The sequence below is a fragment of the Lacticaseibacillus daqingensis genome, from assembly GCF_003946115.1.
In the GTDB taxonomy this organism is placed as follows: Bacteria; Bacillota; Bacilli; order Lactobacillales; family Lactobacillaceae; genus Lacticaseibacillus; species Lacticaseibacillus daqingensis.
The window spans coordinates 24783-48745 of record NZ_RHOH01000001.1; the positions used below are offsets into that span (position 1 = coordinate 24783).

Consider the following 23963-nt stretch of genomic DNA (forward strand, 5'->3'; position numbering starts at 1 on the left):
GTTAACCGTTCAGATGGCAGTCGGCACATCAGTGATTGGAGGAGCATCAATGAAAAGTGCTTGGAGCAAAATGGGCATTGCGTTGGGAACGCTTGCCGTATTGGGGGCTGTAGGGTTCAGCCAGGGGCAGTCCGCGCAGGCGGCGACATCGCCCAACGGCAAGCGGTACGGGGTGTATTTTCGGTCGTGGTTAGATAAATCACTCGTCGGGGTCCAAACCGGCGCCAACGTGGCGTTGACTCAGGGCCTCGATGACATTCCCTGGGGGGTCGATTACCTGACCGTCTTTGGCCCGACCTCGGACACCGTGGGGGCGCAAGCGCAGGCGGCCTCACCATTTTATCAACACCTCGCCACGTATGCAGACACGCTGCACGCGCGGGGCACGCAGCTACTCAAGGCAACGGGCTACAAGTCCGCGATCCTGCCAATTGCGCAACGGTACAATCATGATATGACCGTGGATTTTGACCAGATCGCCAAGGATTACGCTGACAACCTGGTCTTCAAGTATCACCTTGACGGCATTGATGTGGATATGGAAATGACGCCGACCGCAGAGGACGTTGCGTGGACTGATCAGTTCTTCGCAGCGCTCGGCCACTACCTCGGCCCGCAGTCGATCAACCCTGGCACGCTCATGGTGTACGACACTGTTGATGGCCACACCACGGCGCCTTTGGTCAACGTCAGCCAATACTTCAGCTACCTTGGCAACCAGCAGTACGGGAGCACCTCATCGCGCACGGTACGCGATTTCACTAAGTTCGGGGCCGCCGGGATCGCGCCGAGCCAGATCCTGGCTGGCCTGAGCTTCGTTGAAAACAACGGCGCCAACTGGGGCGACACCGGTGAGGACTACAACACCAGTCACGTGCACGAGCTCGCAACGGCCTCTGCAGCGGGCGAGTTCATGGGCATGTTCATGTACGCGGTCGATCGCGATGGCCGCAGTGCCACCGGCCCCGATCACACCACGCTTGGCCCATCCACGTTCCGCTGGACCAAAGCCTCCATCCTTGAGACCAAGGGCTACACCCTCGCCCAAACCAAGGCTGCGGCTGAGCAGCACATCACCCGGGTCGCGCCAGCGAAGAACTGGTCCGCCAGCCAGATTGCCACACTGCAAGCACAGATTGCGGCTGCGCCGACCATCTTTGACGTCATCACCGTCTTCATAACCGATGACTTTGACACGACGCTGGACGCCAGCTTCGATCCATTTTATGAAATCAACACCCCGCTGACGGACACTGCCCCACTTGAGGCCGCGCTTCAGGCCGCCGGTGCCACCCAAGCGGCCGCTTACACCGATGCCTCCTGGCAGGCACTTGCCGCCACCGTGACCGCGGGCCAGGACCTGCTGGCCACGCACCCGACAGCCGCCGCCGCAACGCAGGCGGCCACAACGATCGGGCAGGCCATCGCGGCGCTTGTCCCGGCCGACACCGTGCCGGTCGACAAAACGCATCTGACCGCGTCGTTGAAGCTAGCCGCCGAAGTGACCGATGATGGCTACTCCGACAGCACCTGGGCCGCACTGGTTGCCGCACAGACCACCGCCCAGCAAGTGGCCGCCGATCCAGCCGCCACGCAGGACGCCATCACGGTCGCCGCCGCGGAACTGGCGCGCGCGGTGTACAAGCTTGTGCAAGACGAACAGCAACCGCAAGCCAATAAGGAAGCCCTGACCACGCTGATCGCGGGATTGCCTGAGCTAACCGAAACGGATTACCACCCCACCACTTGGCAGACTTACGTGACCGCCCTGGCCGCAGCCAAAACGCTCAAGGCAGACACATTGGCGACCCAAACCGCCGTGGACACCCAAGTTCAGGCGCTGCAGGCCGCATTGGCCGGCCTGTTGCCAAGCGACGCCCAGTTACCGGCCGAGGCCGCAAAAGCGCGGGTGACGGCCGCCGCAGCCGCCCACCACGACTACATGGTCGCCGTAGCTGCCCAGCGCGAAGCTGCGGCCCAAGCCGCCGCCTACCAAGCCGGACGCCAAATCGGCGAAACCAACGCCGCGCGCCCAGACCTCAGCGCGCGCACCTCAGCTTACCAGGAAGCTTTTGCCGCGGGTGAAAAGGTCGGGCTAAGCATTCGCAAACTCAAGGCTTTCCTTGCGACCCTCGCGCAGCAAGCGGCGCTGGCGAAGCAAGCCCAAGACTTGGCTGCGCAGCTCACCAAAGATTATCCGATGATGACCTACACAGCCCTGCAACAGGCCGCGGCGGCTGGTGAGCCAGGCGCCATTGCGGAATTAGCGACCCGCACCGCGCAAGCCCAAAAAACGGCGCTGCCGACCTCAGTCAAATCCCCTGAGTATGCGATGATGGGCTACGGTCAACTGCAGACCCTGGCCAAGGCTGGTGACCAAGCGGCCGCCGCTGAACTCGCCAAGCGCCATTAGGGGCAACCCGCGCCGAAGCGGCTGGCAAATAATTAACCGTTCAAGAGTAGTCACGACTATTCCAAAACAATACGCGCCGACTGCGATGCCCTAGCCATATAAGACGAAGGTCCTGTCAAACCTGTACTTAGGTTTGACAGGACCTTCGTCTTATACTCTTGACTAAAACCGAAATTGCTTCAATTTCTTTTCGGTTACTGTGACGTCGTACCACGCAAGACGCTTGGCAGTATGTATACGAACGCACCACATTCTATCAACCAAGTGGCCCCGATAAAAATAGTTATCTGGCTACGGTTTTTAAACGTCGCCATAAGCCGTTATCGTCAACCTATAATATAACGCCTCATCATCGCCCTAGGCAGCACTCATACGCTCGACATGGCTAATTCTCATCGTTTGCTGAGGAAACATTGCCGACTCGGTGATTTTATTCATCACGTTGACAGCCACTGATGGGTCGTTCACACTGTTGATGAGAGCGGTTTTGTGTCATTCCAGATCAATCGTCACGGGAAGGATCAGTTATGCACCGATATTTGCAATTTCCTTGGGATAAGGGCGCAGCTAACAGAGAGTCATATTCGACGCAGAAAATGTTTCACCATATTTTTTCGCTGTTGATTGGGTTTAGCGCGTTGTTAAGTATCGGTATGACGCTTATCTTCACCCAGATTTTGGCTAGTCATGAATATGCCAGTACACAGGAGCGGCTTAATTTTCTTTCCAGTAACCTTGTCGATTCTTTCGATGCAATCGAGAACATCACCACAGAGATCAATCAAAATTCACTGTTACAGTCTGCACTAACTGAACTCGATCAAAGCGGATCATTAACGCCGATACAGCAAGATACGATTAAACGTAAAAGCGCAACTGAAATACACTGGCTACTTGCAAATACGCAAAACATTGATACGGTCTTCCTGTTGACCAACGATCAGGTCAATATCAACTCAAGCGGCTGGAACGATCGTTTGAGGTTTGATCACCAATCGATTCGCCGGCTCATCGATCAACAAGCGCCACAGACTCGCCAGGGCCAATGGTACTTCAATGACAACTTGACTCAAGGTCTGTTTATCCAAAACATTCTCAGTGCCAAACAATTATCACTCAGGAAGATCGGGACTCTTGTCGTCCGCGTTAATCTCAACTATATCGCATCACTCCGCCGAGAGACCAATGTCTTCGGCACCGCCGATTACTTCTCAATCAAATATGGTCAAGCACTTACCACGACCGATCCTGCACTCTACGCAGCGAATCGCCATCAGTCCGCAGTGTCCGGTGTTGTCAACGGGAGTCATTCGCTACTAAGAAATCTCGGCTCAAAATATTATACCTATCGGCGTAAGATGACCACGCGCAACAACGAATTCGAGTTGACGTACTATCTACTGAACATTCATGTCATTCAGCAACCACTGCAATTACTCATTGGCTTCACGCTACTGTTTCTTCTTTTTTATCTTATCGCCTCGCTTGCCGTGAAGCGTTATCTGACCAAGCTGATCCACCCGATCAATGAGCTCGTCACCGTAATGAAGCAGTTCGAAAAAAGCTCAGACATTCCCACTTTGCAACGCCTAACGAATAAGAAGCAAACGCGCGATCAGTCTACCGAGATTCAAGCGTTGTATTCAAGTTTTCAGCGGCTCTTGAACGAAATCAATGAGCTAGTCGTCAAAGATTACCAGGCCAAGTTACTTATTCAGGAAGTTGAGTACAAATTTCTGCAAGCGCAGATCAACCCACACTTTTTGTATAACACGCTCAACTCGATCAATTGGCTGGCCATCAACAACCATGATCAACAAACCGCAGAGATGATTACAGCACTTGCAACACTGTTACGAGGCAAGCTTAGTAGCCACGATCAAGTTCATCCACTAGATGAAGAGCTCACGCAACTGCACGCTTACGTCAAGTTACAACACATGCGCTTCGCTGATCGCCTCCGTTACACAGAGTCGATCCCGGCCGAGTGCGCCAACGTGTCTGTGCCACAACTACTGCTCCAGCCACTAGTTGAAAATGCAATCAAGTATGGCGTTGAAGCAGTCAATCATCCCGTGTCAATCCATCTCGAGATCCAGCGCGTACACGACAAGCTTCAAGTTCAACTGTTCAATGACGGGCCTGCTTATGACCCACCGACACAAGCACATCGCCATACCTTACACGCGTCATCCACTGGCGTCGGGATCGATAACATACAGACCCGGCTCCACCTACTCTACGGTGAGCGCGCAAGTTTTACGATCAGCAACGTCCCTGAACAGGGCGTTCTAATCGTGATCAAGTTCCCGGTCGAGTTAACGACCACGCTAACGGAGGCGCTATGACTAAACGAATGCAAGTTGTCCTGATCGACGATGAACCACTAGCCCTGATGGGAATAAACCACCTGCTAGATGCCTATTCCGAACAGTTCGCGATCGCCGGCTCTTTTTCATCAAGCCTACAAGCACAAGCCTTTCTTCAGGCCAACCCTGATGTGATCGATCTCGTGATTACCGATATCAACATGCCCGAGCTGAGTGGAATCGACCTGATCGGCGCCCTGCAAGCGATCACGCCAAATCTGACTTTCATCATTCTGACCGGCTATGGCACGCTTGACTACGCAAAACAAGCAATGCGCTTAGGCGTTAAATACTTTCTTCAGAAACCAATTCTTGGCAATGAACTGGATGACACGCTAACTGCAGTCCGCAATGACATTCAACAGCGCCACCGGGTCTCGATCCTTAATCAAAAAGAAGCACTCAAGCGGGCCTTGCTATCAACCACCGAACCCACTCTTGATGAAATCGATCAGTTCAGCGTTTTGATCTACGCCGAGCAATATTATCAAGCTCTACAGCCAAGCATCGACCGCTTATTGGATCCCGCTTCAGTAGGAACGATTAATGTGGAGGGCCTTGTACTTACCTATATCAGTCCAATCGTTCCATTATCATCGATTCATCTCAATAAACTGCCTCAACAGGCCGCGGTTATCTATTACCGTCGACGGGTCAATGTCTCAATACTGCGCGCTGACCTGCCCGTGATCAAGCAGTTAATGCGGCTATCCTTCTACCAAAGAGGGCTTCTGGTCGTTGATGCCGACCACCTTCGGCTCACCACGACGGACCGACTCACGGTTCAAACCCACTTAACAGAGCTTATCACCCTGATCGAGATTGATCACGGTGATCTGCCATCAGCTATGATTCAGCAACTGATTGATACCGCGCGCGATGCGCACCTACCGCCGAAGGAACTGATCCGTCTCATTCAATCGAGGCTCAGTCGCACGCTTCTTTCCCAACCCGATAACCCGCCCACCTTATCTGCTGCGATTCAGCAACTTACCACCGTCTCCGATGCAGAAGCACTTCGATCACAGCTGATCGCACTGACTCGACTCGCACGACAACACCCCCGCCAAGCTGATCAATCGATTCACCACTCAATTCGAATTAACGCAATCATTGCGGCTCACTTTGCCAAGTCTGACCTGTCACTTCGATCCATTTCCAAGCAATATCTATTCCTGAATCCAGATTACCTCGGGAAGAAATACTTTCAAGAAACTGGTGAACACTTTACCACCCACCTGTTGAAGGTCCGAATGAACCATGCGACCCAGCTACTTGAGCAGGGTTATCCAGTTGCCACAGTCGCCAAAAAGACTGGCTATGAAAACAATCCCGACTACTTTAGCCAACAGTTCAAGCGCTTCACCGGCGAGACGCCGCGCCAGTATCAAAAGTATCACCTAGGCCGAGACCGTTCTTAGTCCAAGTGCGTCTGACGCAGAGAAAGGAGCAGATTCTGCAACACGACAAAAATCGGAAAGAGGTCCTCGCGATCGAACGCGTGCTCAGATCGATTGGCGTCAATATCAAAACCAAGGCACCAACTAGCGAGCACTCTAGCCAAAGTCGATGCACGCTTGGTGATCGCAATGATTGGAATGCCGATGGTCTTGACATTCGTGTTCATCTCTACGTTTTCGCCAGAATGGCTGACGCAGATCAGCACATCGCCCGGTCGAAACATGGCTTGGAGCTTTTCGAACTGAAACCGATCAGACACACAGACGTTGAATATCCCCAGATTGGTCAGTTGGCGTCCAAGATACATTCCGGCGATGCCTGACGCGACAGTCCCATAAACAAAGACGCGACTTGCATTCATAAGCGTCCGGTCAATTGCTTCCAGATCACGCATCGACAGGCTTGTCGTGATTTGCTCGATGCCGATTCGAAAGGCACTTTCCACCAATGCCGGTCGAGCCTGTGCATACTTGTAAGCACCGAATGAGGCATACCCCATTTTCTGACAGACTCTCGTCAGCATCGAGCGGCCCACGTAGAACTTCGTCGCAATTTCGCCTGCCGTCATCTCTTGAATATCGTGCTCGGTCAAATAACGATACACATCATACTCGCTCTCTGACATTTTCTCGATCACGTCTTGATCCATTTTTATCCCTGACTTTCCATGAACCATGGTCCATTTTTTTCATCTCATGTGCAGATCCAGCCGCGCCCTGCCGACCACATGTTACGCTATCGTCGAGGAGGGCATAGACCATGACTAATTTCCTAACATTTCCCGATCAATTTCTGTGGGGCGCTGCTGCAAGTGCGCCCCAGACAGAAGGTGCGGCCGATGTACAAGGCAAAGCACCGACCATTTTTGACACCTGGTATCGAAACCGGCCCGATGACTTTTATGACCAGGTCGGTCCCGATCAGGCGTCCGATGTCTACGCACAGTATCGCCAAGATATTAAGCTGATGGCCCAGACCGGCCTTAATTCTTATCGTACCTCGATTTCGTGGGCGAGACTCTTACCAGACGGTCAACATCTCAATCCGCACGCCGTCGACTTCTATAATGATCTGATTGATACGATGCTGGCTCATGGTATCGAACCTATCATGAATCTATTTCACTATGATATGCCGCAGTTGATGCAAGACCGCGGTGGCTTTCTTGCCCCTGATGTCCTAGACGACTTTGTCTTCTACGCGACCACCGCTTTTCGTTTGTTTGGCAACCGAGTCAAGCGATGGTCAACTTTTAACGAGCCCAAAGCTCAACCATACGGCGGTTACCTCTCGACGGGAGTCCCGGATGGATACCCCCCATTCCGTCACAACGCCCAAGAGGCGGCTCAAGTGATGTATCACATCGCACTGCTTACCGCACGGTGTGTCGCAACGTTCCGATCAATCATCCCCGATGGCCAGATTGGACTGATCGAGGACAGTGTTCCGCAACTTCCTGCAGATCAATCACCCGAGAATGTTCATGCCGCTCATCTGACTGACGCACTCCGAAACCGAGTTCTGCTAGATCCTGCGGTACTAGGCCGCTTCAACCCAACTGTTGTGGCATTCGTGCATGATAATGGGCTGACTCCCACGACTCGGCCAGAGGATTTGGCCTGTATCGCCCAAAATACCGTTGACTATGTCGGGCTTACCTACTACAGACCAGATCGAATCAAGGCACCAACACGCGCGCTAGCGTCTGCCGCGACCCCACGTGATATCGACTTTAGTTACATCTCTCAGGTTTTCCAACCCAATAACGTTCGGATGAACACTTCCCGCGGCTGGGAGATTCGACCAGAGTCAGTCTACGAGATCGGGATCGAGATGCGTGATCAATACCACAATATTCCTTGGTTCCTTGCTGAGAACGGGATGGGAATTGCTGGAGAGGCGGACGATATCGGGCCTGATGGTCGGATCCACGATCAGTACAGAATTGACTTCCTGCAAGAGCACCTTAGCTTTCTCCATGATGCGATCCAAGCCGGGAGTAACTGCTTCGGCTATCACGTTTGGACGTTTGTCGACTGCTGGTCTTGGCGCAATGCCTACAAGAATCGATACGGCCTGTTTGGGCTCAATCGTGCAGACCATTTTCGCCGAATTCCTAAGGACAGCGGCAACTGGTACCGCCAGGTGATTGACCGAAACGGCATCGCTGACGCAAGGAGTTAAAGCTAATGCATTGGATCGAACAACGGCTACTTCCACTGGCGGGTCGCCTGACCGCACAACCACACCTCAGTGCAATCCGAACGGGATTTGAGACACTTTCACCTTTGATGTTGCTCACATCAGGCGCGCTCCTAATCAGCAATGCCCCCCGCGCGTTTGGTGTCACAACCATCGCCCCCTGGCAGCGATGGTTGCAGTCGCAATCGGCTGCACTACTGCTGCTAATTGCACTGATCTTAGCATTCGTCATCGCGAGTCGGTTGACCACGATCTATCAATCCGGGGCTCAGTCACAACGATATGCGACCACCTCACCGATGACTGTCGGTGCTACAGCCTTGCTAATGCTTGGGCTGACACTATCCCCACACGAGCTCATCCATATCAGCAGCACCAGCTCAGGGGCGCATGGTCTGTTCGTCGCCATGCTGGTCGCCTTGATCACACCGGAGATTATGCTACGACTAGGTCAATGGCAACCTCACTTTCACCTGCCCGGCGCAGTTCCTCCCAGTGCCCTAGACTTTATCGTGACGCTATTCCCCACCAGCGTGCTTGTCGTCATCACTGCAACGTTGAACGCGCTAAGCCTATTACTCACACATCAGAGCATTCAGCAACTGATCTACGCCTGGTTGCAACTGCCAATCCTCTGGCTCGCACAATCTGCAATCGGGTTCGGATTCGCTATCTTATTAGGAAATGGCCTATTCTACCTAGGTGTTCATCAGACTGCGCTTGGGGCCTTTTTGCTTCCAGCATTTGCTAGCAATAAAATGATGTTGCTCACTGAAGCGAGCAACGGTGTGGATGTCTGGCACATGAGCGCGCCAGCCTTGCAAAATATCCAAGACATGATTGCCAACATCGGTGGGACGGGTTCTACATTGAGTCTAATCATTGCCATTCTGATTACGGGCCATCGACACGCATCATCGCGCGATCTGGCCAAGGCTGCGCTGATTCCTGGTCTGTTTGGCACCAACGAAATGGTCCTATTTGGCTTTCCAGTGGTCATGAACCCGCTCTTGGCCATTCCGTTTATCTTGGGGCCAACGATTTCTTCTGTCACTTGCATTCTCCTGATCAAGGCGCATCTGCTGCCTAATTTGCCCTTTGCAGTCCCGTGGACGACACCCCCTTTCCTGAACACCTATCTCGCATCCGGTGGCCAGATCATCGCGCCTTTATTCCAACTCCTGTGCTTGGTCTTCTGTACGCTTCTGTATTTGCCCTTTGTCGCGGTTGCCGTTCGAGTTAGAGACTAATGTTCTGGTGAAGCGTCAATCATCTATGAATCGACTTAGCGGCGACGTTGCCCTCCCTTTACCATTGGGATTTACGGCAACGTCGCCGCTAGTCGTATCCACCTAACTATCATCGCCAGCCGATGATGCCCCGTCGACTACACTACTGGTCAGTCTGATGAGACCCGCTCAAGCACTAACATCTTGCTCCAGAAGTCTTGGTGTCGGGGCGGTGTTAGCGTCAGTCCGACAGACATCAACTCATCCCCACCACAAATGCGCCCCTCCACGCGGTAGTCGGCACGTGCATCCAACCCTGCCAATTTGAGCGGCATGACAAGCTGATTTGCCTGCGCCAAAACGCGGGTAAAGAACACCACCGCTTGAGTTTGTGTTTCATCAACAATGACCCAACTCGCCTCATTCGTCTCAAAAGGACTACGTAGGCGAATCATCCGACCGTATTGTAGCAACTGACGTAATTGCTTATACTGCTTCACCCGAGCCTTAACCGCATCCACATCCGCCGTTGTCAACTCGGTCAAATCCAGTTCGTAGCCCAGGACCCCGCTTGTTGCAACGTTCTGCCGCGTTTCAATTGTCGTCATTCGGCCAACTTGCTCATTAGGTGCCGCAGACACATGCGCGCCCATCGTGCTCTGGGGATAGATGAGACTGGTCCCATACTGGATCCTTAACCTCGCGATTGCATCCGTATTATCACTTGTCCATATCTGCGGCATATAGGCAAGCATCCCCATATCGAATCGCCCGCCGCCACTCGCACAACCCTCAAACAGGACTTGTGGGTAGCGCGCGGTCAACCGGGAGATCAGGGCATATAGCCCGAGTACATATCGGTGTGCAACTTCACCTTGCTGGTCGGCCGGCAGGTGACACGAAAAAACATCCGTCATCGGCCGATTCATATCCCACTTAATATAATCAATGCCGACCAAATCAATGACGGCACTGATCCGCTCGAAAAGATAGTCTCGTACGGCAGGCATAGTCAGATCGAGTAAGTATTGATGCCGTCCAACCGCAGGCGTATAGCTTGGATCACACAGACGCCAATCCGGGTGGGTTCGGTAGAGCTGACTGTTTTGACTGATCATCTCTGGCTCGAACCAAAGCCCAAACTTCATCCCCCAGCGATGGATCGTCTTGCTCAGACCAACTAGTCCGCCTTGAAGTTTACCCGGATACTCGACCCAGTCGCCCAAAGAACTCGTATCATCATCGCGGTGGCCAAACCAGCCGTCATCTAACACGAAGAGTTCAGCGCCCACCGCTTGCCCAGCTTTGGCGATTTTTAAGAGCCGTTCACGATCAAAATTAAACGTCGTGGCCTCCCAATTATTCACCAGAATTGGGCGTTCCATGTGCTGATACCGCGTTGGAATCAACCGCTGACCGATTATTTGGTGAAAAATCTGCGACATGCCGTTCAAACCAGCCTCTGAGTAAGTCAAAACAGCCTCAGGGGTTTCAAACTGGGCGCCAGGATCCAGATGCCAACTGAAATTCTCTGAATCGATACCGATCTGCGCCCGAACGAGTGCATTCGGATCCTTTTCGATGCGACAGATAAAGTTGCCGGAATAAACCAAAGCAAATCCAAACACCTCACCCGACTGCTCTGTGGTCTCCGGAGTAACCAGAGCAAAAAACGGATTCTGCTGGGCACTACTCATCCCACGATTGCTACGAAGGACCTTGGTGCCCGTATGAACTGGCTCTCGCTCAACGTTGGCCTCCCTGGCCCAATCGCCATTGAGCTGGATGACATCAAACGCTTGGGGGCGTAAGTCGATTGAGGCACTCATGATTTCATCCAATCGCACAGGCACCGCCCCTAGGTTGCGGACTTCTACCCGCCGGATAATACTAGCAAAAGCGCGGTAAATCGTGTAATAGAGTGTCACCTCAACCGCTGTGGTCGTATCGGTCAACGTGAGTACAAGCGTCTCCGCCTCATCATCAGACACTACGAAGAACTGTGGAAGCCCTTCGAGTACAGGCTTGCCTTCACGAATCTGAAGCGCTTTGAATCGTAGCGAGGCAAGTGGGCTCCCGTTGTGCTGTCTCATCTGAAACGCTGGGTATCGGTAATCACCTTGTCCCCCGCCTGGCCACTCCGCGCAAATACTGCCTAAAGCGATATCAGCGTCAGCTAATACAGGTGTCTGCCCTGTTCGCTCAGGTTGGTTCAATGCATCCAATCGCCAATGGCGTAAGTTCGGACCCCAGTAGCGGTGAATGAGCACGCCATTGGGCTCGATCTGGAGGACATAACTGATCAACTGATTGTGAAGATGAATCACACCGGTCGTGGGTTCATAATCGATCATAAGGACTCCTTCTCGCGATTTACGCGTGCTTCATAGGCCCGAACTTCAAAAATACAAAACGTTTCCGCACCGTTGGTTGCCAAACAAGTAATTCGGATCGTATCGCAACTTTCCTGTTGGTCAAACCGGACCCGTCGATCACGTAAATAATTATCTCGCACAGATTGTGTCGCAACGACCTGGCCATCCAGCAACAACTCGACTGCAAAGTCCTTGACCAAGGTGTGCTGGACCTTCTCGTCCTGACCCTCAAGCATATTCGCAGCTAAAGATGGCATGATCTGCATCGACAACGCCGAGTCGAAGCGAATGATGACTTCCTCGATTGCAATACACCGCCGTAGTGACAAGGTCAAAGTCTGTGGCTGATCAGCCGGTGCGCGCCAACCATTGGTCTGGTCACCAACAGGCCGTGCAATTCCGTTGATTACCTGTATTGCTGGCCAATCTGACAGGGCTTCACTCGACTGAACGTCTGCCGTTCGCGCAACGTCTTGCGGATCATGATTCCGTACCCCTGGTAAGTACAAGTCTTCACGCAAGGCAAGCTGTTGCAGTTCATCAATATGCGCTAGTAATTGCGCCGGTTGACAACGATAACGGTGCGTTAAGCTAGCCGCCAATCCGACTGCCTGCCCGACCACAGAGCACGTCCCCATGACCCGGGTTGAGCCAAAAGCAACATCCGACACACTGATTGCTCGTCCTCCGAGAAACAAGTTATCAATGTTCTGTGAAAATAAGCAGCGGTATGGGATCTGGTAGAGGTCAGGCGGTAATTCGAACGTCGCAGTTGGCGGCTTAGGATTCGCTAATCCACCGGCAACATGCTGATCCAGCGGCCAGCCACCGAATGCCACCGCATCGTCGAACTGGCGATTAGACATGATGTCATTCTCTGTCAAGATGTACTGGCCGACCAACCGTCGGGACTCACGCCGTCCAGGCAAGGATTGAACCCAGTCTAGCGCATAGTTGTCCGCCCCATGATTACCACCATTCTTAATGTGATCCCAGACCCCGAAAAGGCTCCTCATCAGCTCATCGCGTATCGCCTCGGCATCGTGAACCGTCTCAAGTTGGCTGTCGCCCCCAGCCTCAAGCCACCAATAGCCGCTCTCGATGGCCGAATGATCACGCGCAGCGAGTACCGCCTCTGAATACTTGTGCGCCCAAATGGGCCGCTCAAATTGAACGGGATGCTGTAGTTTCTTGGCTGCATACATCAGCGTGCTACCATCAGCATCACCCGACGCCTGTGTCGGGGCAAGTGATTCATGGAACGTTGTCTGGGCTTCACGCCCCATCATGTATGTCGCACCGGCTAGTGCCCCGATTGTGCCATCCCCAGTTGCATCCACATATAACGGTGCGGAGAACTCAAAGCGCCGCTCGCTCGTCTGTTGTGTGCCGGACACGCTCAGAATCCTTCCGTCAGCCACACTCACCGCATCGATATGCGTATTCAAGTAGAGTTGCAAGTGTTCAGTAGTCTCAGCCGCTGCCCAAAGCACGGTGTCATACACATGAAACGAGTTTGCAGGATTGACCCATTTGTTCCTCAACAACAGTGTCTCGATCAATCCTGTTTCTCGGGCATTCTGCCGTTCCCCGTGATGATCTGCGCCGGCAACATTAATCCTGATTTCGCTACTACTATTGCCTCCCAAAACCGAGCGATTCTGCACTAAGACTGTTTCGATGCCTTGCTTAGCTGCGGTTAGCGCGCTAATCAGGCCTGACAGTCCACCACCGACCACCACCAAATCTGCTTGCTTCGCTTCACAATTCACTGAAACCTGTTTGATTACCACGATAGTTCCTCCATCCATTATAAATTAAACGCGCCAGTCACCCTCGGTTACTGACGCGAATCAATCCCTCATACTCATTAGATAATATGATACTTGTTGGACACGAGCCGCTTGAGCAACAGCGCGATTCCAGTCAGGAAGATGAAATTGCCCACGAGTACATTGACGATCGGTGCAAAGTAGCCAAGTCCGAGCCACATGATGGTCGCCAATGCGATTACCATAGACATCAAGACGCTACGCCAACCGATTAGTAGGCTGAGTTTGAGTGCGGCCAACACCGGCCGATGCCCATCCAGTGAGATGAACATTGCAATCAGCGCAACGCTACTCATGATCAAGGCGACTGTTCCGACCAACGGTACTAGCGTAACCAGTGCCTTCTGCGTCAAGCACAAGCTGAGATCGAGACCCAACAATGCCATGCCACCCACGATCACGCCATTCAACCTGATTCCGGCGCGAAAGCTCTGACGCCAGATGCGATAGTATGCCTTCAGCTGTGGCGTAACCTGTGTTTTCTGGTTGAAGATCACGAAAAACGTCCACAGGTCTGGGAGGGTCACCCATGCAGCCAACAGGTAGAGCGGACTGGTCACCAATGTCAGCTGAATACTCATACAAATCGCCAACCACGGCAACGAGAAGAGCGTATAGAACCCGACCAGCTTTACGATGCAATAGAGCTGCACGGTGAGATCATGGATTGATTGCGGCCCCAACAATGTCTTTAGCGTTTGCATTTGACCACTACCCTTTGATCCCGCCGGTTGCCATTCCTTCAACAAACTGCTTGGAGGTGGTGAAAAACAGAATAATCGATGGTAACAAACTGATCAACGACATTGCGATCACTTGATTCCAGGCAACGACCCCCGAAGAGGTGTCGATCGCCATCTTGAGCGCGATTGCGATTGGGTACTTTTGCACACTAGAGATATAGATTAACGGGCTCAAGAAATCATTAATCGACCAAATGAACTGGAACAGCGCAACTGAAACTAACGATGGCTTCAAGATCGGTAGTAAAATCTTGATCAGAATCTGGAAACTGTTGCACCCATCGATCGTTGCAGCCTCATCATAGTCTCGCGGTACGCTGCGTAAGAACTGCACGAGCATAAAGACAAAGAATGGCTCAGCAGCAAATACCGTATTCGCGATCAGCGGCACATAACTGTCCAACATTCCAAAGTTGCGCCAGAACAGGTACAACGGAATCCGTGTCACCACTGCAGGTAAGAACAGCGTGGACAACATCAACCCAAACAAGATCTTTTTACCCGGAAAATCAAACCGGGCGAACCCATATGCCGTTAGCGTACATGAAACGACGGTAAAAACAACTTTCGGGATTACGATCTTAAAGGTGTTGATAAAGTATGTCGTAAACGTGAACTCAGTACCAGTCCGCCAACCCTTGACGTAAGGCGTGAAATCAAAGGACTTCGGCCAAAAGCTGATCGATGAGAAGATCTCCGCATTAGACTTGAACGATGCACCGAATAGCCACAGGATCGGATAAAGCATGATCAATGCGACTGCTGTCAGCAGGACATACCGAACACCTGAGTTGAGACGCCGACGCCACTTAATCTGATTGTTCATTGCTGTTGCTTGCTGCATTAGGCATTGCCTCCATCCGAATAATAGACCCACTTATTCGACGTTCTGAACATCATGATCGTCAAGACCATGATGATGAGGAACAAGATCCAAGACATCGCACTCGCATAACCCATCCGGAAAAATTTGAATGCATTATTATAGATCAATAACGACGTCAGATTTGTCGCCTTCGCAGGGCCACCAGCCGTGATCAGGTACGGGGCATTGAACTCCTGCAAGGCATTCACCATTTGCATGACGAGGTTGAAGAAGATCGTCGGCGTGATCAGTGGCACTGTAATCTTAAAGAAGATTGTCCACTTCTTTGCCCCGTCCACCTGTGCCGCCTCATACAATTCAACTGGGATCTCCTTCAGTGCTGCAAGGAAAATGACCATCGCAGACCCAAACTGCCAAATACGCAGCACGGAGATCACGATCATCGCCGTGAACCCGTTGGAGAGCCAGCCAATCGGCGAGCCACCAAAAAGCGTAATGATCTGATTGATCAGACCGTCACCAGAGAACAGAAAACGCCACAGTACCGCGATTGCAACGTTACCGCCCAAAATCGACGGGATATAGTACGCCGTCCGGTAAAGATTGATTCCTTTCAGCTTAAAGTTCAGGATGAACGCGATAAACAATGCGAACAGTAACTGCGGTGGGACCGTCAGCAGCGTATATTCCAACGTTTTCCACAACGAGTTCATGAACTCCGGATCTTGCGTGAATAACTTCGTATAATTCGCAAACCCGACAAAGTGTGGCCGATTGAGCAGATTGTAGTCTGTAAAACTCAGATAAAGTGAGCTAACGAACGGATAAATCGTAAAGACAAGTAACCCGATTAGCCACGGGGTTAAGTATAGTAATCCCTGATACTTTTGGATCTTCTTCATGAATATGTCACAACCTTATTATTGATTCTTGATTTGTTTGATCGCATCTTTGACATCCGTCACGATCTTCTTCCCGGCTTCATCAGCACTCAGCTGACCCAGCCCGTAAGCTTTCATTGGCGCATCGTATGCTTCTAGGACTTGTGACATCTCATAATATGGGCTTTGGTTGATTCCTTTAGTCGTCTGTTGATATTCAGCTGCCATTTTTGTCACGTCATCGACTTGACCGTTCTTTTCGAGTATCTTAGCCGCATTGGTATTAGCCGGCAGCCCACGTGTCACCCCGAGCGTTTTGACCCCCTTAGGATCGTTCAACAAGAAATTGAGTAGCTTAGCAGCCGCCTTGGCATGTTTGGTGTCTTTGGAAATCGCGAAGAGCATTGTTGGCTTTTGCATCGATCCGGCGCGGCCATCGGCTTTGATCCGTGGCATGCTTGGAATCGTCATCTTCATCCCGCCATCTTTAAGCACTTGGTTGAATGCCGCCATATTGCCGCTCCATGCAGCGAATCCAGCGTATTGCCCATTAACGACTTCCTTAACTGAAGAGCCATCTGCTGTCCCGACATTCTCCATCACTTCTTTCATCGATGGGGTCACTTTGGCGTCCACCATTGACTGCCACCATTTCAATCCCTCTGCGACTTGGCTAGCGGTGAAGCTGACTTTACCGGACGCATCAATGAAACTCTTACCATACTTTTGGCCCAAGTAATCAGTTATTTCGTTAAAGCTGGTAATCATTAACGGATACGAACCTTCCGGAAACTTCTTAGCTGCATCCTTATAGTCATTCCATGTTTTCAACTTGCTGACATCGACGCCATACTTGGCATAGACAGTTTGGTTAACACCGTATGCATGTGTGCTATTACTGTATGGTATCGCGAGTAACTTGTCCTTAGTTGTCCCTTCTGCCAGCATCGATTGGCTATACCCGGAAAGATCGACAATATCCTTATACGCGTTGAGATCAGCAAACCCGGTCCCATCCGCGTTATAGGTTTGATACCAATCATAGGTGATCTGCATCAGATCCGACTCAGTTCCGCCTGCCATCTGCGTTGCCATTTTTTCGACTTGACCATCCCAGCCCGCATACTCTGTCTTCACGGCAATGTTGGGATTTTCTTTTTCGAATTGTTTAACGGCCGCATTCGTTGCCTTATGCCGGTCATCTGCGCCCCACCAAGAAAATCGAATCGTCACTTTTTCATCATCGCCATCCTTGGTGGATGACGCCTTCTTCTGCCCGCAAGCTCCGAGCAACAATGTGCTGGCCAGCAGTACTGACGCAGTTTGCACGATATGCTTCACTTTCATCTGAAACCCCTCCTACTTTAGCGTGAGCAACTTATACGTCTATATTGTAAGCGGAAACATTTTGCGAGACTGGGACAAAATCGGCCAATACCCTTAAAAATCAGAGGTCTCGCGATACGACTTGACTCACGACATGTTCAATGAGTCCAATCTGTTCTTGGCTAAGCGCCGCATTCCACTGGCCATCAAAACGACGGCCATCCAAAACAATATGACACAAAGCCGCTCCCCAAGTACTAGCGAGTGCATATAGTCCCGCCGGTGTATGTAAATGGATTCCATCAGACGAATATAATGAAGTTCCTCCTCGGGCTGGGTCAAAAATTGCATATTGCCTCAGCTGCTCAATAACCGTCCCAGCTGGAATGATCGGCATTGCCTGATCCTGCCCGACTTGATGGTAAGCCTGATGCAAGGCTTCGTACATCTCAGTTCGATCGTTATGGTACCGGCAGAACCTTGAACTATCATTGTGCTGTGCATACGCCCAAGTCTCATGAAGCCATAACTCAGCTTGTGGTTGTCGCAAGTGCAACATCTCTGCCAGATTCTCGATATACGGGTGGTATGTTTCGACCACACCACTGTCATGGCTAGCCTGTTGCGTAACAATGATGTCCCACGACTCAGCTCCAATTATCCCTTTCAACCTGACTAGTCTGTCGGTTTGCCGCCCATTAAGATCCAGTTCATACGCTAATAGGTCCTGTTCATAGTGAACCCAGTGGCGCGCTAACGAACACCCACCAACATACAGATTCACCACCTCAGCGGTCACACCATAACCCGCAAGCAACTGATGAAGATAAGTGGTGGCATTCTGAGAGTAACTATTCCCGATATCAAGGATCCTGATCACACTATCCGACACGTTTCTCACCTCGCGCTAGATTGACACTTGTCTATGTCTCCACTTTACAATACAGAAGTTCGGATATCTGATGGATTATCGAGGAATCACCCCAAAAACCAGTGGGCTTAGTGTCATCTGAAATCAATTAATCACCAACGGCAAGATTAACTAGCCGACTATTGATCAAACTGATATCCCAGATTGGCAGAAAAAGGCACCCGAGCGAGAGACTCAGGTGTCAGTCGATAGTCAGGTGTCTTGCGTTATAAGCTGAACTAGCTGATTGCGGGTAAGGTGCACCTCAGACAACGACGACAAGGTGATTATCGCAAAGTATGCCGCCTTAATCGTTTTGGGATTCAGCGCAAACATCCCAGCCAGCGGCATACAGCCGAGAATCAGCCGATAGTGCTGATAGACGTACGGCCTGGTCATATCGTAGATCGCCCATAATGCGCCAACGGTCACGGTCAGGCCGATCTCCTCGCGCATTTATACTTGGCGACGTTCTCCCGCGGCGAGCAACCGATCCCGACGTAGTCACCAGGCAGCGCCAACTCCCCTTGACGTCTTTCACCCAGAGCAGCTTGTCTGCGCCGGTTGAAGTCGCACACATTGACCTTCAGCGTTGGGTAGCCGGCCTACTGATTCGCTCCCCTCGTCCCAATGTTTCACGTGAAACAACCACTACTGATGCTTCAGCCGCAACGCCAGCTCCTGCCCCATTGCCTGCACCAGTGGCGCATAGGGCCGAAAATCGGTCGGCACCGTTGCTCGGGTCGTGGTCGGGCGCAACTTCAACCCCACATTGGTGGCCAGCTGGCGCATCCCCAACCCCGCTAGCACCAGCCTGATCGCGAGATCCGCCTGGATGTCGTGGTGGCCATAGATCAGCGTGCCCACCGGCTTGTCCTGCCACTCCTGATACAAGGTATCCAGCGCGTTTTTCAACACCGCCGGGTAGCCCCAGTTGTACTGTGGAAACACCAGCACGAACCCATCGCACCCGGCAATGATCGACGCAAAGGCCTGCGTGCTCGGCTGCTGGTAGTGCCCATGGGCCGGGATCTCCGGCTCATCTAAAAATGGTAGTGCGATCGTCGCCAGATCAATGCGCTGCAGGTCGTACTCGGGCCGGCGCAACTGCCCCTCAGCCCAGGCCGCGACCGCCGCCCCAATTCGTGCGGTGCGATTGCTCCCAATGATCACGCCGATGACCGGCTTATGTGTGGTCTGTGTCATCTGAATTCCTCCCGAAGCATTCACGATTGATTCACCTGAATACATTTGCTAGTATAGAAACAGAATCGCCTGTTGTCAATTTTTAATTCATATGAATGGAAATGAGCCCATGAACACTGACTTGCTTCGTGTCATTAACCAACTCCTTGCACTGGACGATCGCGATGATGCCCAGAAGACGCAACTGATCGCCCACCACAAAGACGCGCGGGTGCGCGCGCTGGCGGGCAAGCTGACTACCCGTGACATCCTCATGCTCGCCACGATCGCGCAGCAAGTGCCTTACCCCCAAAAAGCGTTGGCCGCCGCGGTCAACACCTCACAACCCACCGCTAGCCGGGCCGTCACCCGCCTGCACCGGCTGGGCCTGCTGACGCGCACGCGCATCCCCACCAACCAAAAGGAGTGGCAGCTGACGCTCACGTCACTGGGCCAGATCCTGGCGGCGGCCAAAACCGCCCACGATCAACGCCTCGCCCAGCGTGCCGCTGCGATCACCGCCGCTTACAGCCAATCGGAATTGGCGCGCTTCACCCAGTTGCTCCAAGCGCTCATCGCCTTGCAGCGCGACGCCTGACCCCCACTGCGATGGGACTACCCGCCACCACGCCCAACTGGTAAACTACAGTCAGAAGACAGGGGGAAACACGAATGAACACCAAAACAGTTCTGATCGGGGTCGGCGCCGTGGCTGCGGCCGCCGTCATTGGCGTGGGCGGCGTTTGGGCCTACCGCAACCACGTACGCCAGGCTGAAGAAGCGGCCGTGCGCACCGTGGCCACGACCTACACGCAGGCTTTCGCCAAGCGCCAGTACCGCAAGCTTGCCACGGTGGTCGACACCGGCCAACTCAAGGGGCCGGACTACCAGTACACGAAAAAAACCATGATCGCGCGCAACCAGGCCGTTTTTGACCGCGTTGGGGCCAGTGACATTAAGATTCAGAAGCTCGCGGTGAAAAAGCTGACCAAAACCGAGTACAGCATGCGCTTCAACGCGAAGATGACCACCAAGCTCGGCCCGCTGACCGTCACCGATTACACCACCACGATCCGCAAGGTCAAGGGGCAGTGGCGCGTGCGCTGGCTGCCGGCCATGCTGTTCCCCCAGATGAGCGGTACCGCCACGGTGCAACTCACGCACACCACCCCGACGCGCGGTGAACTTCTGGATCGCAACGGCAGTCCGCTGGCCGCCAACGGCACCGCCAAGGAAGCCGGCATGGTGCGCGGCCAGCTCGGCACCGGCCAGACGTTGACCGACAACCTGACCCAGATCAGCGCCGCGTTCAGCGTCCCCGTCAGCACCCTGCAGCAGCTGCTGGCCCAAGGATGGGTGACCGACGAGAATTTTGTCCCGATCAAAACCGTCACCGCTACCCCGACCCTGACCGGCGTCACGTACCAAACCGTCAGCCAGCGCACCTACCCGCTGGGCGAAGCCGCCGCGCAGCTGACCGGCTACGTCGGCGAAGTGTCGGCCGATGACCTGAAGCAGCACCCAACACTTCAGGCCGGCGATCAAATCGGCAAGGCTGGGCTGGAGCGCGCGTACAACACGCAGCTCGCCGGCAAGGCGGGCGGTAGCCTGACCATCGTCGACCAGAACAAAGTGGTCAGCACCCTCATCGCGCGCAAGAAGCAAGACGGCAAGACGATTCGCCTGACCATCGATGCCGACAAGCAGGCCAAGGCCTACGCGGCGCTGGCCGGCCAAAAAGGGGCCGTCGTGACCCTGGCGCCCAAGACGGGGCAACTCCTCACGCTGGTCAGCGCCCCGAGCTACGACCCCAACAAGTTCGTGGCCGGCATCAGCCAGGCGGATTACGACGCCTACGCGAACAGCCAGGACACCCCGTTCACTAGCCGTTTCCTGCAGCGCTACGCCCCGGGCTCCACGTTCAAGATGATCACCGCCGGCGTTGCGCTGGACAACGGCACTATCACCCCCACCACCACCCGCACCATCGCCGGCCTCAAGTGGCAAAAAGCATCGAGTTGGGGCGACTATTACGTCACCCGACTGCATGAAGCGGCCAGCGAAACCATGGCGCAGGCCCTGGCCCACTCCGACAACATCTGGTTTGCCCAAACCGCGCTGAAGATGGGCAGCACCGCCTACCTGAAGGGCGTCACACCGTTCCTGACGCAAAAAAGTGCCCTGCCCCTTACCCAGCCGGCGGCCCAGCTCAGCAACACCGGAAAGCTCGCCAGTGACATCCTGCTGGCCGACACCGCGTACGGCCAAGGCCAGCTCCTGATGACCCCACTTCAGCAAGCCACCGCGTACACCGCGCTGGTCAACGATGGCAACATGCAGCTGCCGACCCTGCGGCTGGATCAGTCTGCCAAGACCACGCAGGTCCTGAAAGCAACCAGCGCGGCCGCGGTGAAGGCGGCACTTTTGACCGTTGTGTCCGCCAGCGATGGCACTGCGCACGGCCTTGCCAGCCTGAACCACCAGATCGCGGCCAAAACCGGCACCGCCGAGCTGAAGACCAAGCAGAACACGGCCGGTGAGACGAACGGCTTTTTGATGGCCGAAGACGCCGAGGCGGACAGCTACCTGATGCTGGCGCTCGTTGAAGGCGTCCAAGGCACCGATGTCGTCACAACGATGACCCCGTACCTGAGCAGTTTGTACTAAAGCACCAAAAAGGCCGGTCCCCCGCGCAATAATGGGGTGACCGACCTTTTTTTCGTTGGTATTGGCCTGCGGTTACAGCAGCTTGCTCATCTGCAGCCCGCGCACGCTTCTGACCTGATCGGCCACGATCAGCGCCTGCGGGTCGATGCGCTCGACCAAGGGGATCACCGCGGTCCACTGCTTGGCGGTGCAGACGAAGTACAGCACGTCCTGCGCCGCGCCGCTGTGGTAGCCGGTCGCCTTGAGCAGCGTCACCCCTTGGCCCAGCTGCGCGGACAGCGCGGCAGCCAGTGCCTGGCTGTGCGCAGAGATGACCATCAGCGAGTGCTTGGCGCCGAAGCGGTCGAGGTATTGGTTCAAGACGACGGCGGAGACGTACAGCTCAAGCACCGTCAGCAGCATGTTCTCCACGCCGATGACGGCGACGGACGGGATCGCGACACACAGGTCGAACGCCAGCGTCGCGGTGCCGTTTTTCACCCCAAGGTACTTGTTGACGATTTTGGCCAAAATGGTGCTGCCGGCGATCGTCCCGTTGGCGCGCAAGATGACCCCCATCGCAAGGCCCATCAGCACCCCACCAAACAGCGCCGCGATGACCGTCTGGTCGGTGTGGTACGCCGCCACTACCGGGAGCCGCAGGAACACAGAGATCCAGACGATGGCCCACAGCGAGTAGCCGACCGTGCGCCGGTCGAGGAAGCGGTAGCCCACCACCATCAGGATGCCGTTCAGCACCAGGTTCGTCAGCGCCGGGGAAATGCGGAACGCGTAGTAACCGATCGTAGTCAGCCCCGTCACGCCGCCCTCCCCGATCCGATTGGGGATCAGAAAATAATTGATCGCTAAGGCGTAGATCGCTGCCCCCAGCATGATCATCAGCCCGTTTTTCACCGTCGTTCGAATCGGTCCCACCCCTTAGTTATTAATATCCTTATTGTAGGCCTCAACCGAATCAAAGACGAGGGTGTTTCGTGGTTTTCGGCTACACCGCCCTGCTATGCTTGAAGTGACCCAACGAGCAAAGGAGGCTATTTGAATGGAACTGATCAAGACTAAGGAAACACTGAACCAGCTGGTGGCAGATCTGAGCCAACTGTCGGTCATCGTGCACCAGACGCACTGGTATATGCGCGGCCCTGAGTTCATGCACCTACACCCGCTGATGGACAAGTACATGGATGAGCTCAACGACCAGCTGGACGTGGTGTCCGAGCGCCTCATCACCTTGGACGGCGCGCCGTACTCGACGCTACAGGAGTTCGCGGATAACACCGGCATCGAAGACGAGCCTGGCACCTACGCCAAAACCACGCCGGAGCGCCTGGCAACGCTGGCCGCCGACTACCGCATCCTCGCCGCCGTGTATCAACACGGCATCGAAGTTAGCGGCGAGGAAGGCGATGATTCCACGCAAGACATCTTCATCGGCTTCAAGACTGCGATCGAAAAACGCATCTGGATGCTGCAGGCCGAGCTCGGTCTGGCACCCGGGTTGGATCCCGCCTAAGCCGTCAAAATAAAGCGCTGCGTCGCCGGTGAGT

The 23963-nt window shown here is 53.8% G+C and carries 19 protein-coding genes; 8 read left to right on the forward strand and 11 right to left on the reverse strand.

Annotated features, from left to right (window positions below; all coding sequences use genetic code 11):
- Positions 1-49 precede the first annotated feature (49 nt).
- The 3 genes from EKM88_RS00125 to EKM88_RS00135 all read left to right on the forward strand — a co-directional run bounded on the left by EKM88_RS00125 (position 50) and on the right by EKM88_RS00135 (position 6203).
- Complete coding sequence (locus tag EKM88_RS00125; RefSeq protein ID WP_125702152.1) at positions 50-2413, forward strand: EndoS/ChiA family endoglycosidase; 2364 nt, start codon at positions 50-52, stop codon at positions 2411-2413.
- Positions 2414-3009: 596 nt separating this feature from the next.
- Positions 3010-4761: a sensor histidine kinase gene (locus tag EKM88_RS00130; protein WP_164511933.1), complete on the forward strand. Its 1752-nt coding sequence runs from the start codon at positions 3010-3012 to the stop codon at positions 4759-4761.
- Positions 4758-6203 (forward strand): response regulator, encoded by a 1446-nt coding sequence (locus EKM88_RS00135; RefSeq protein WP_125702154.1) that lies wholly within the window; start codon positions 4758-4760, stop codon positions 6201-6203. Before EKM88_RS00130 ends, EKM88_RS00135 begins: the two co-directional genes overlap by 4 nt.
- On the opposite strand, the gene EKM88_RS00140 is transcribed toward EKM88_RS00135, so the two are convergent.
- Positions 6200-6880 carry a MurR/RpiR family transcriptional regulator gene (locus tag EKM88_RS00140; RefSeq protein WP_164511934.1) on the reverse strand — a complete coding sequence of 227 codons (681 nt, stop codon included), beginning with the start codon at positions 6878-6880 and terminating at the stop codon, positions 6200-6202. The genes EKM88_RS00135 and EKM88_RS00140 overlap by 4 nt on opposite strands.
- Positions 6881-7002: 122 nt before the next feature.
- Between EKM88_RS00140 and EKM88_RS00145 the strand changes: the two genes are divergently transcribed.
- Both EKM88_RS00145 and EKM88_RS00150 read left to right on the forward strand, forming a co-directional pair.
- Positions 7003-8427, forward strand: coding sequence for a glycoside hydrolase family 1 protein (locus EKM88_RS00145; protein WP_125702156.1), 1425 nt, complete (start codon positions 7003-7005; stop codon positions 8425-8427).
- Positions 8428-8432: 5 nt separating this feature from the next.
- Entirely contained in the window at positions 8433-9695 is a 1263-nt protein-coding gene (locus EKM88_RS00150; RefSeq protein ID WP_125702157.1) for a PTS transporter subunit EIIC, read from the forward strand.
- 149 nt (positions 9696-9844) lie between these two features.
- Here EKM88_RS00150 and EKM88_RS00155 read toward each other — a convergent pair whose 3' ends face one another.
- From EKM88_RS00155 to EKM88_RS00190, 9 genes are all read right to left on the reverse strand, one after another.
- A complete protein-coding gene (locus EKM88_RS00155; protein WP_125702158.1) occupies positions 9845-12028 on the reverse strand; it encodes an alpha-galactosidase in 2184 nt (727 codons plus the stop codon).
- The gene (locus EKM88_RS00160) at positions 12025-13842 is read right to left on the reverse strand and encodes an FAD-dependent oxidoreductase (RefSeq protein ID WP_164511935.1); all 1818 of its coding nucleotides are present in this window, start codon (positions 13840-13842) and stop codon (positions 12025-12027) included. Before EKM88_RS00160 ends, EKM88_RS00155 begins: the two co-directional genes overlap by 4 nt.
- 77 nt (positions 13843-13919) lie before the next feature.
- Positions 13920-14462 carry a hypothetical protein gene (locus EKM88_RS00165; RefSeq protein ID WP_125702160.1) on the reverse strand — a complete coding sequence of 181 codons (543 nt, stop codon included), beginning with the start codon at positions 14460-14462 and terminating at the stop codon, positions 13920-13922.
- Between the two features lie 130 nt (positions 14463-14592).
- Entirely contained in the window at positions 14593-15468 is an 876-nt protein-coding gene (locus EKM88_RS00170; RefSeq protein ID WP_125702161.1) for a carbohydrate ABC transporter permease, read from the reverse strand.
- Positions 15468-16352 (reverse strand): carbohydrate ABC transporter permease, encoded by an 885-nt coding sequence (locus EKM88_RS00175; RefSeq protein WP_125702162.1) that lies wholly within the window; start codon positions 16350-16352, stop codon positions 15468-15470. The genes EKM88_RS00170 and EKM88_RS00175 overlap by 1 nt, the downstream gene beginning before the upstream one ends.
- A gap of 18 nt (positions 16353-16370) precedes the next feature.
- Entirely contained in the window at positions 16371-17678 is a 1308-nt protein-coding gene (locus tag EKM88_RS00180; RefSeq protein WP_125702163.1) for an ABC transporter substrate-binding protein, read from the reverse strand.
- A gap of 100 nt (positions 17679-17778) precedes the next feature.
- A complete protein-coding gene (locus EKM88_RS00185; protein WP_164511936.1) occupies positions 17779-18549 on the reverse strand; it encodes a DUF4886 domain-containing protein in 771 nt (256 codons plus the stop codon).
- 231 nt (positions 18550-18780) lie between these two features.
- Positions 18781-19023: an NUDIX hydrolase gene (locus EKM88_RS13170; protein ID WP_164511937.1), complete on the reverse strand. Its 243-nt coding sequence runs from the start codon at positions 19021-19023 to the stop codon at positions 18781-18783.
- 195 nt (positions 19024-19218) lie between these two features.
- Positions 19219-19773: an NADPH-dependent FMN reductase gene (locus tag EKM88_RS00190; RefSeq protein WP_164511938.1), complete on the reverse strand. Its 555-nt coding sequence runs from the start codon at positions 19771-19773 to the stop codon at positions 19219-19221.
- 109 nt (positions 19774-19882) lie between these two features.
- On the opposite strand from EKM88_RS00190, the gene EKM88_RS00195 reads away from it, so the two are divergent.
- Together EKM88_RS00195 and pbp4 are read left to right on the forward strand one after the other, a co-directional pair.
- On the forward strand, positions 19883-20350 hold the full coding sequence (locus EKM88_RS00195) for a MarR family transcriptional regulator (protein WP_164511939.1): 468 nt from the start codon (positions 19883-19885) through the stop codon (positions 20348-20350).
- Between the two features lie 74 nt (positions 20351-20424).
- Positions 20425-22419, forward strand: coding sequence for a penicillin-binding protein PBP4(5) (gene pbp4, locus EKM88_RS00200; RefSeq protein ID WP_125702167.1), 1995 nt, complete (start codon positions 20425-20427; stop codon positions 22417-22419).
- A gap of 72 nt (positions 22420-22491) precedes the next feature.
- Here pbp4 and EKM88_RS00205 read toward each other — a convergent pair whose 3' ends face one another.
- Positions 22492-23298, reverse strand: coding sequence for a YitT family protein (locus tag EKM88_RS00205; protein WP_125702631.1), 807 nt, complete (start codon positions 23296-23298; stop codon positions 22492-22494).
- Positions 23299-23458: 160 nt separating this feature from the next.
- On the opposite strand from EKM88_RS00205, the gene EKM88_RS00210 reads away from it, so the two are divergent.
- On the forward strand, positions 23459-23929 hold the full coding sequence (locus tag EKM88_RS00210) for a Dps family protein (RefSeq protein ID WP_125702168.1): 471 nt from the start codon (positions 23459-23461) through the stop codon (positions 23927-23929).
- The last annotated feature ends 34 nt before the right edge of the window (positions 23930-23963 follow it).

What these genes read in the sequence shown, in the direction of transcription:
- EKM88_RS00125 (WP_125702152.1), top strand. Translation starts at nt 50, where the DNA reads ATGAAAAGTGCTTGGAGCAAAATGGGCATTGCGTTGGGAACGCTTGCC.
- EKM88_RS00130 (WP_164511933.1), top strand. Translation starts at nt 3,010, where the DNA reads ATGTTTCACCATATTTTTTCGCTGTTGATTGGGTTTAGCGCGTTGTTA.
- EKM88_RS00135 (WP_125702154.1), top strand. Translation starts at nt 4,758, where the DNA reads ATGACTAAACGAATGCAAGTTGTCCTGATCGACGATGAACCACTAGCC.
- EKM88_RS00145 (WP_125702156.1), top strand. Translation starts at nt 7,003, where the DNA reads ATGACTAATTTCCTAACATTTCCCGATCAATTTCTGTGGGGCGCTGCT.
- EKM88_RS00150 (WP_125702157.1), top strand. Translation starts at nt 8,433, where the DNA reads ATGCATTGGATCGAACAACGGCTACTTCCACTGGCGGGTCGCCTGACC.
- EKM88_RS00155 (WP_125702158.1), bottom strand. Translation starts at nt 12,028, where the DNA reads ATGATCGATTATGAACCCACGACCGGTGTGATTCATCTTCACAATCAG.
- EKM88_RS00165 (WP_125702160.1), bottom strand. Translation starts at nt 14,462, where the DNA reads ATGAGTATTCAGCTGACATTGGTGACCAGTCCGCTCTACCTGTTGGCT.
- EKM88_RS00170 (WP_125702161.1), bottom strand. Translation starts at nt 15,468, where the DNA reads ATGCAGCAAGCAACAGCAATGAACAATCAGATTAAGTGGCGTCGGCGT.
- EKM88_RS00175 (WP_125702162.1), bottom strand. Translation starts at nt 16,352, where the DNA reads ATGAAGAAGATCCAAAAGTATCAGGGATTACTATACTTAACCCCGTGG.
- EKM88_RS00180 (WP_125702163.1), bottom strand. Translation starts at nt 17,678, where the DNA reads ATGAAAGTGAAGCATATCGTGCAAACTGCGTCAGTACTGCTGGCCAGC.
- EKM88_RS13170 (WP_164511937.1), bottom strand. Translation starts at nt 19,023, where the DNA reads ATGCGCGAGGAGATCGGCCTGACCGTGACCGTTGGCGCATTATGGGCG.
- EKM88_RS00190 (WP_164511938.1), bottom strand. Translation starts at nt 19,773, where the DNA reads ATGACACAGACCACACATAAGCCGGTCATCGGCGTGATCATTGGGAGC.
- EKM88_RS00195 (WP_164511939.1), top strand. Translation starts at nt 19,883, where the DNA reads ATGAACACTGACTTGCTTCGTGTCATTAACCAACTCCTTGCACTGGAC.
- pbp4 (WP_125702167.1), top strand. Translation starts at nt 20,425, where the DNA reads ATGAACACCAAAACAGTTCTGATCGGGGTCGGCGCCGTGGCTGCGGCC.
- EKM88_RS00205 (WP_125702631.1), bottom strand. Translation starts at nt 23,298, where the DNA reads ATGATCATGCTGGGGGCAGCGATCTACGCCTTAGCGATCAATTATTTT.
- EKM88_RS00210 (WP_125702168.1), top strand. Translation starts at nt 23,459, where the DNA reads ATGGAACTGATCAAGACTAAGGAAACACTGAACCAGCTGGTGGCAGAT.